The organism is Streptococcus sp. A12 (genome assembly GCF_905372335.1).
Lineage (GTDB): Bacteria > Bacillota > Bacilli > Lactobacillales > Streptococcaceae > Streptococcus.
In genome coordinates, this window is record NZ_CAJPOU010000006.1 from 41784 (window position 1) to 50509 (window position 8726).

Genomic DNA, 8726 nt, shown 5'->3' on the forward strand with positions numbered 1-8726 from the left:
GTTTCCTTTCTTCAAACTGTTGTCTAGTTTATCAAAAATCCAGTCTTGCCTCAAGAAATATGCCCAGACATCTCTGCACACAAAAAAGCCATCCGAAGATGACTTTTGATACGCGTTTAAATGGCGTTTTTATCCTTACCAAGTGCACGTTGAACGGCTTTGACAATCTCAACCAAAACAACAATCATAAGGGCACCTACAGCAACAACTAACCATTGCGTCAAGCTCAAATGAGACACGTGGAAGAGTTTATTGAATCCAGGTACCATAATCGTCGCCATTAAGAGAATAAAGGCAACTGGGATGGACCAGTTCAAGGTCTTGTTCTTGAAGAGTCCCACTTTAAAGATAGATTGGTAAACAGACTTGACGTTAAAGGCATGGAGTAATTGGATCAATCCAAGAGTCGCAAAGGCCATGGTCAAAGCATCTGCATGGATTTCTGCTCGGGTAGAGTGTTCAGGAAAAATCAAAGCCCAACCGTAAACACCAAGAACCAGCATAGTTTGGAAGATTCCTTGATAGAGGATCGCTCCGAAGACCCCACCGTCAAAGAAGTTAGACTTACGTCCACGAGGTTTGTGGGTCATGACACCTGGCTCAGCTGGTTCCACACCAAGAGCGATGGCTGGAAGCGTATCGGTTACCAAGTTGATCCAGAGAAGATGTACTGGTTGCAACACATCCCAACCAAAGAGGGTTGCAAAGAAGATGGTGAATACTTCAGCCATATTGGCAGACAAGAGGTATTGGATAGATTTTTGGATATTGGAGAAGACCTTACGTCCTTCTTCTACCGCTACGATAATAGTGGCGAAGTTATCATCGGCAAGGACCATGTCAGAAGCACCCTTAGAAACCTCTGTACCTGTAATCCCCATACCGATACCGATATCAGCTGTTTTAAGCGATGGAGCATCGTTAACCCCGTCACCAGTCATGGCAACAACTTTACCTTCATTTTGCCATGCTTTCACGATCCGAACCTTGTGTTCAGGTGATACACGTGCGTATACAGAGTATTGCTTGAAGACTTTTTGGAATTCTTCATCAGTGAGTTCATTCAACTCAGCACCCGTGAAGACATGGTCTTCTGTATCATTTGGATCGATGATTCCAAGACGTTTGGCAATAGCTTCTGCTGTATCTTGGTGGTCACCCGTAATCATGATTGGACGGATACCTGCTTCTTTAGCGACACGTACAGCTTCTGCAGCTTCTGGACGCTCAGGGTCAATCATGCCGACCAAACCTGAGAAGATGAGGTCAGATTCAACAATTTCAGATTCCAAGGTTGGGATTTCCTTGCTTGTCTTATAAGCCATCATCAAGACACGAAGGGCTTGTTTGGCCAAGTCTTTGTTGATTGCAAGGATAGCTTTCTTGTCTTCTTCTGTGATAGGGCGAACTTCTCCATTGACTTCAATACGTGTCACACGCTTGAGCAATTGGTCAGGGGCACCCTTCACAGCGATAAAGTAAGAACCATCTGCTTCCTTGTGGATGGTAGACATGAGTTTACGATCAGAGTCAAATGGCAATTCAGCCACACGAGGCTCATCCTTCAAGACTTCACGAACGTCAAAATTGTGGTCCAAGCCAAACTGTACAAGAGCTGTCTCAGTTGGATCCCCAATCAATTTGCCAGATGGGTCCACCTTGGTATCATTGGCAAAGTTCATGATACGAAGGGTATTGTTGCTAGCAGCAATTTCAGCTGCCGAACTTTGCAATTGACCGTTGGTATAGACTTTTTCAACCGTCATTTGGTTCATGGTCAAAGTACCTGTTTTATCAGATGCGATGATTTCTGTTGAACCAAGAGTTTCAACCGCTGGTAATTTACGAACGATTGAATTGCGTTTAGCAAGAGTAGTTGTTCCTAAAGATAGAACGATAGTTACAATGGCAGGAAGTCCTTCTGGAATCGCCGCCACCGCAAGGGCTACCGCAACCATCAAGCCTTCTAATGGATGCTCTCCACGAACGAAGACACCAACTAAGAAAGTAATGACCGCAATTACAACGATTAAGTAAGTCAAGGCTTTAGATAATTGTTCCAAGCTTTGCTTCAATGGTGTTTCAGTCTCATCGGCATTAGCCAACATATCTGCAATCTTACCAACTTCTGTATACATACCAGTGTTGGTCACGACACCAATACCACGACCGTAAGTTACGTTTGAGTTTTGGTAACCCATATTAACGCGGTCCCCGATTCCAGCATCTGCTTCAACAAGTCCAGTCACATCTTTTTCAACTGGGACAGATTCCCCTGTAAGAGCTGCTTCTTCGATTTTAAGGGAAGCTGCTTCAAACAAGCGCATATCAGCAGGCACGACATCCCCTGCTTCTAGCAAGACGATGTCCCCAGGCACCAATTCTTTTGAGTCAATCTCAATGACATGACCGTCACGACGAACACGGGCCATCGGGCTAGACATATTTTTCAGCGCTTCAATGGCTGCTTCAGCTTGCCCTTCTTGGTAAACACCAAAGGCAGCATTCAAGACAACAACGGCCAAGATGATAATGGCATCCGTTAGACCGTCCATTCCTTCTGTAATCACAGAAAGTGCCGCTGCCGCAAGCAAGATGATAATCATCAAATCCTTAAATTGATCAAGGAATTTAGCTAGTAGGCTACGTTTTTCGCCCTCTTCCAACTCATTACGACCATAAGTCGCTAAGCGTTCTTGAGCCTGGGCGGTTGACAAACCTTCGACAGATGAGTCCAAGTTCTTTAGGACTTCCTCAGAAGATTGCGTGTAAAACAAATCTTTATTTTGTTCTTTTGACAAAACAGTCTCCTCCTTTTTGGCCTCTTTTTACAAAAAAAGAGACCTGTTTTTTAAAAAAACAAGTCTCGCTGTTTAATATAGTGCCGGAAATAATTCGGAATGACGACACTATCGCGGGAAATCCGCCAGCTACTCCCTTGAGTGGTTTCATTATACCACAACTCGTAAAAAAATCAAGAAAAACTACTGATAAACTAGTCTTCCCATGTCAATTCTAAGCGATAGGTAGCAAACTGTTGACTTCCGTCTGCCGTTAACAACTGATAAGACAAACCAAGCTTATTTTGCTCCAATCTATATTCCTGAGTATCAATCACAAACTGCTGCATGCCTAGGGGAGTTGGAATGAGCGCATGACCTTTCTCTGAAGCTATAAATTTCATGATGGATTTTGGCGTTGAAAAGCGAGTCATGGTCAATTCTTGATCATGAAATTTCAAAGCGACTTTTTCTCCTTCTTCGTTTACGTAAAGCAGATAGTAATAGCCGCCTTTTTCCTTCCATTCCCCTTCGTAATATTGGTCCATCACTTCCACTTGATCATCAAATTGAATCTGATTTTGTATTCTAATCTTCAAAAGTTCCCATCCTTTCCCTCTTTCCTTTATTTTACCAAAAACTTCTTTCTTTTTGCTATTGCAACCATCTCTCGATACCAATTTAGGCCGTTTTCTGCTATAATAGAGGCATGAATGAAAAAGTATTTCGGGATCCTGTGCACAACTATATTCACGTGGATCACCCAGTCATTTACAAGCTCATTAATACAAAAGAATTTCAACGACTACGTCGCATCAAACAGTTAGGAACCTCTGGGTTTACCTTTCATGGGGGCGAGCATAGTCGTTTTTCGCACTGTCTAGGAGCCTATGAAATTGCTCGGCGCATCCTATCAATCTTTGATGAGAAATACACCGACCAATGGGACTCAAGCGAATCCCTTCTCACCATGGTTGCCGCCTTGCTCCATGATATCGGACACGGTGCTTATTCGCATACCTTTGAAGGGCTATTTGATACAGATCATGAAAAAATGACCCAGGAAATTATTACCTGTCCTGAAACAGAAATCTACCAGATATTAATTCAAGTAGCACCTGATTTTCCTCAAAAGGTAGCCAGTGTTATCGACCACACCTACCCTAATAAACAGGTAGTGCAGTTAATCTCTAGTCAGATTGATGTCGATCGCATGGATTACCTTCTAAGAGACGCCTACTTCACTGGGGCTTCTTACGGAAATTTCGATTTAACTCGTATATTGCGTGTCATTCGCCCAGTAGAAAACGGAATTGCTTTTCAGGTCAATGGGATGCATGCGGTTGAAGATTATGTTGTTTCTCGCTATCAAATGTATATGCAGGTCTACTTTCATCCAGCCACCAGAGCAATGGAAGTCCTATTGCAGAACCTGCTCAAGCGGGCACGTCATCTCTACCTTGCGCATAAAGAGTTCTTTCAAGCGACTTCTCCTCGACTGATTCCTTTTTTTGAGCATCAAGTTAGCCTGGCCGATTACTTGGCTTTGGACGACGGCGTTATGAATACCTACTTTCAATCTTGGATGGAGAGTCCTGACTCCGTACTCTCTGATTTGGCCCAACGTTTTATCAATCGCAAGGTTTTCAAATCCATTCTCTTTCAAGATAAGGATGAAGAACAATTAGCTGCTCTCAAACAACTGATTCAAGAGGTCGGTTTTGATCCAACCTATTATACGGCTATTCATCGAAACTTTGACCTTCCTTACGACGTTTACCGACCAGATTCAGAAAAACCTCGTACTCAAATTGAGATCATTCAGAAGGATGGAAATTTAGCTGAACTATCCCTTCTCTCTCCTATCGTTGCTTCCTTAGCCGGTAGCAGACAAGGGGATAACCGCTTCTATTTCCCAAAAGAAATGTTGCTTGAAAATAGCTTATTTACACCTCAACTACAATTATTCCAGTCCTATATTGTTAACGATACCTTCACAGGAGAAAAAGATGAACATTAAACTTGTTGCACTTGATATCGATGGGACTCTTTTAACATCTGACGGCCAAATAACCCCCGAAGTTTTTCAAGCCATCCAAGATGCCAAAGCTCAAGGGGTCCATGTTGTCTTAGCAACTGGTCGTCCTCGTTCTGGTGTCCTTCGATTGTTAGAAGAACTTCATTTGGATCAACCAGGTGACCTGGTCATCACCTTCAATGGAGGACTGATTCAAGACGCCCATACTGGCGAAACGCTCTATGAAGAACACCTCTCCTACAATGACTATTTAGATATTGAAGCGCTAGCTCGCAAATTAGCGGTTCCTATGCACGCTAGTACCAAGTCTGGCATTTATACAGCTAATCGTAACATTGGTACCTACACTGTCCATGAAGCCAAACTGGTCCACTCGGATCTTTTCTACCGCACTCCTAAAGAAATGGAGCATCATACAGTGCTCAAATGTATGTATGTCGATGAACCGGAAGTCTTAGAAAGAATCATCTCCTCTATTCCAGATAGTTTTTACGACCGTTTTACGATTGTTCGTTCTGCACCTTTTTACCTTGAGATTTTGCCTAAAACAGTTGATAAGGGTCAGGCCCTCTTACACTTAGCGTCCAAGTTAAACCTAAGTCCAGACCAGGTGATGGCGGTCGGCGATCAAGAAAACGATCAGGCCATGCTAGAGGTTGCTGGTCTCCCAGTCGCGATGGACAATGCTAGTCCTGAATTAAAAAAGATTGCGAAAGTTGTTACGCGATCCAACGATGAGTCGGGTGTTGCTTACGCCCTTAGAAAGTGGGTACTCCATTAATGTATACTTACAAAATCGGCATTACTGCCGAGGAACATGATGAATTCGTTAAAACTAGCCCCCAAACCAATTTGCTTCAGAGCTCCGATTGGGCAAAGATCAAAGACAACTGGGGCAATGAGCGCCTTGGCGTTTACCAAGATCACAAACTAGTCGCTGTCGCAAGTATTTTAATCCAGCCACTTCCACTTGGTTTTACCATGCTCTATATCCCACGTGGACCTATTATGGATTACCAAAACAGCGAATTAGTAGCCTTCATGCTCCAATCCATCAAAACATATGCTAAAAGCAAGCGTGCTGTCTTCGCCAAGTTTGATCCCTCTCTTTTCCTAAGAAAAGGATTAATCGGCCAAGAAGTAAAAGATCAAGAGGCTACTTTAGCGATTATCCAATCCTTAAAAGAATGTGGAGCCGAATGGGTTGGACGGACAGAAGACATGGGAGAAACCATTCAACCACGTTTCCAGGCCAATATCTATAAGGAATACTTCACTGAGGACCAACTGTCCAAATCCACCAAGCAAGCCATTCGGACTGCTCGAAATAAAGGAGTTGAAGTCATCTTTGGAGGCACTGAACTCTTAGACGAATTTGCAGCTCTGATGAAAAAGACAGAAGCACGAAAAGGCATCCATCTTCGTGGAAGAGACTATTATGAGAAACTGCTAACAACCTATGCAGGACAATCTTATATCACTCTCTCAAGAATTAACTTAGCTCAACGTCTTGCTTCACTCAAAGAACAGCTTGAAAAAAATCAAGCCGAAGCTAGTCGTTTTAACGAAAAAACAAAACCAGGCAAGATCGATAATAACCGTCAAGAAAAAGAACGCTTGGAAGAAGAAATCCAATTTCTCCTTCAAGAGCTAAAAGCAGGCCAAGAGATTGTTTCTCTTTCTGGAACCTTAACTCTTGAATTTGGAGGCACTTCAGAGAATGTCTATGCAGGAATGGATGAGAACTTCCGCCGCTATCAACCAGCTATTTTGACTTGGTATGAAACAGCCCAGCATGCCTTTGACCGTGGAGCTACTTGGCAAAATATGGGAGGAGTTGAGAACCAGTTAGATGGGGGACTCTACCACTTCAAGTCAAAATTTAATCCAATGATAGAAGAATTTGTTGGCGAATTCAACCTCCCAACTAGCATGCTATATCCCCTTGTTAACAAGGCCTATCAATTACGAAAAAAACTAAGAAATAAACAGTAAGGTGACCCATGACATTCAAGATTATTAGTAGGGAAGATTTTTACCAACACTCTCTTACTACTTCCAATCACTCTTTTTTACAGAGTATTGAAATGGCTGATTTGCTTCATAAAAGAGGCGCAACTATTCATTATATTGGATGGGAAGAGCAAGGAACATTAGCTATCTCTGCCATTTTATACAGCCTACCTATGACGGGAGGCCTGCATTACGAAATCAATAGCGGGCCAATCGTTACGGATACTCGCTACCTACCAGATTTTTACAAAGCAGTACAGGCTTATGTAAAAGAAAATGGTGGCATCGAATTCATTTTAAAACCCTATGGCCACTATCAAGTTTTCGATAGCAATGGCAATCCGACTAAAGAAGAGCAAAAACAGCTTCTCCAATCATTACTGGATCTTGGCTATCAATTTGATGGCTTACAAGTGGGCTATCCTGGAGGAGAGCCTGTTTGGCATTATCTGAAGGACCTCACCGATTTTGATGCCAAATCTCTCCTAAAATCCTTCAACAAGAACTGTAGTCGGAATATTACGACTGCTCTCAACTATGATATTTCCATTCGAAATATTAGGAGAGAGGAAATCCCTCAGTTTAAACAAATTATTGAGGAAACTGGAAAACGTCAAGGCTTTGAAGACAAGAGCCTGGACTACTACTACGATCTCTATGATACCTTTGGAGACAAGGCAGAATTTCTCATTGCTGAAATCAATACAGCTGATGCACTCGCTTATTTAGACCAGAAGATTTCCTTGCTCAATCCTTCATCCAAACAATATGAGCAACAGCTGCAAAAATTAGAGAAACAAAAGACAATTGTCCGGGAAACCTTGGCTAACGAAACAGCTGAAACAGTGCCCTTGGCCTGTGCCCTGATCATCTATAATCCATCAGAAGTGACCTATTTGTTTGGTGGTTCGTATACCAAATACCAAAAATTTTCTGCAGCCTTCCTGATTCAATACCATGCCATGAAGCGTGCATTAGAAAAAGGAATCACCTTATACAATTTCCTTGGTATTCAAGGGGTCTTCGACGGCTCAGACGGCGTTCTTCGTTTCAAGCAGAACTTCAACGGCTATATCGTTCGTAAGATGGGAACCTTCCGTTATTACCCAAATCCTCTGAAATTCAAAGCCTTGTCCTTGATCAAACGAATCTTAGGACGCTCATAAAAAACAAAACCAGCCTTCTAGCTGGTTTTTTAAGACAAGAAAAGAGGCTGGGACAAAAGTCCTAGCCTCTCAATTGTTTTTGGATTGTCGAGCAAGACGCAGTGGTTGAGTGGGCTCTACTACGCTGATTTCATCAGCTTTTACAGCCCTACTCAACTGTGCGGAGGTGGGACGACGAAATCGAATTCTAACGAATTACCGATTTCTGTCCCACTCTCTTTTTCTTGTTCGATTAGTTTACGAAGTTCAACAATGCCAAGAAGCTTTCTGGATCAAGTGATGCACCACCAACAAGAGCTCCATCAACGTCTGGACAAGCCATGTATTCAGCAACGTTTTCAGGTTTCACTGAACCACCGTATTGAACACGTACTTTGTCAGCTACTTCTTGACCGAAGTCAGCAGCTACAACGTCACGAACAACTTTACACATTTTTTGTGCGTCGTCTTGTGAAGCTGATTTACCAGTACCGATCGCCCAGATTGGCTCGTAAGCGATAACTGATGCAGCAACTTGATCAGAAGTCAAACCAGCCAAAGCAGCAGATACTTGAGCACCTACGAATTCAGCCGCTTTACCTGCTTCGTAAGTTTCAAGACTTTCACCACAACAGATGATTGGAAGCAAACCATTAGCAAAGATAGCTTTTGCTTTTTTGTTGATGTCTTCGTCTGTTTCGTGGAAGTAGTCACGACGTTCTGAGTGACCGATTACCACGTAGTCCGTAC

7 protein-coding genes are annotated in these 8726 nt (G+C 42.8%); 4 read left to right on the top strand and 3 right to left on the bottom strand.

Annotation, left to right across the window (positions count from 1 at the left end):
- Window positions 1-116: 116 nt before the first annotated feature.
- The gene (locus tag QZ158_RS01670; RefSeq protein WP_293873788.1) at window positions 117-2801 is read right to left on the bottom strand and encodes a cation-translocating P-type ATPase; all 2685 of its coding nucleotides are present in this window, start codon (window positions 2799-2801) and stop codon (window positions 117-119) included.
- A gap of 194 nt (window positions 2802-2995) precedes the next feature.
- Complete coding sequence (locus QZ158_RS01675; protein ID WP_293873791.1) at window positions 2996-3379, bottom strand: DUF1934 domain-containing protein; 384 nt, start codon at window positions 3377-3379, stop codon at window positions 2996-2998.
- A gap of 110 nt (window positions 3380-3489) precedes the next feature.
- Here QZ158_RS01675 and QZ158_RS01680 point away from each other — a divergent pair, with 110 nt between their 5' ends.
- From QZ158_RS01680 to QZ158_RS01695, 4 genes are read left to right on the top strand one after another with little or no spacing between them, the layout of a single operon-like run.
- Window positions 3490-4800, top strand: a complete 1311-nt coding sequence (locus QZ158_RS01680; protein WP_233331314.1) for an HD domain-containing protein — start codon at window positions 3490-3492, stop codon at window positions 4798-4800.
- Window positions 4790-5599 (top strand): sugar-phosphatase, encoded by an 810-nt coding sequence (gene yidA / locus QZ158_RS01685; RefSeq protein ID WP_293873801.1) that lies wholly within the window; start codon window positions 4790-4792, stop codon window positions 5597-5599. Before QZ158_RS01680 ends, yidA begins: the two co-directional genes overlap by 11 nt.
- The gene (locus QZ158_RS01690; RefSeq protein WP_293873804.1) at window positions 5599-6813 is read left to right on the top strand and encodes an aminoacyltransferase; all 1215 of its coding nucleotides are present in this window, start codon (window positions 5599-5601) and stop codon (window positions 6811-6813) included. The genes yidA and QZ158_RS01690 overlap by 1 nt, the downstream gene beginning before the upstream one ends.
- An 8-nt stretch (window positions 6814-6821) precedes the next feature.
- Entirely contained in the window at window positions 6822-7997 is a 1176-nt protein-coding gene (locus tag QZ158_RS01695; RefSeq protein ID WP_293873807.1) for an aminoacyltransferase, read from the top strand.
- 232 nt (window positions 7998-8229) lie between these two features.
- On the opposite strand, the gene tpiA is transcribed toward QZ158_RS01695, so the two are convergent.
- Window positions 8230-8726, bottom strand: a 497-nt coding sequence (gene tpiA, locus QZ158_RS01700) for a triose-phosphate isomerase (RefSeq protein ID WP_293873810.1), incomplete at its 5' end; no start/stop codon positions are given.

Coding starts and splice junctions, on each gene's coding strand:
- QZ158_RS01680 (WP_233331314.1), top strand. CDS start 3,490: ATGAATGAAAAAGTATTTCGGGATCCTGTGCACAACTATATTCACGTG.
- QZ158_RS01695 (WP_293873807.1), top strand. CDS start 6,822: ATGACATTCAAGATTATTAGTAGGGAAGATTTTTACCAACACTCTCTT.
- QZ158_RS01690 (WP_293873804.1), top strand. CDS start 5,599: ATGTATACTTACAAAATCGGCATTACTGCCGAGGAACATGATGAATTC.
- yidA (WP_293873801.1), top strand. CDS start 4,790: ATGAACATTAAACTTGTTGCACTTGATATCGATGGGACTCTTTTAACA.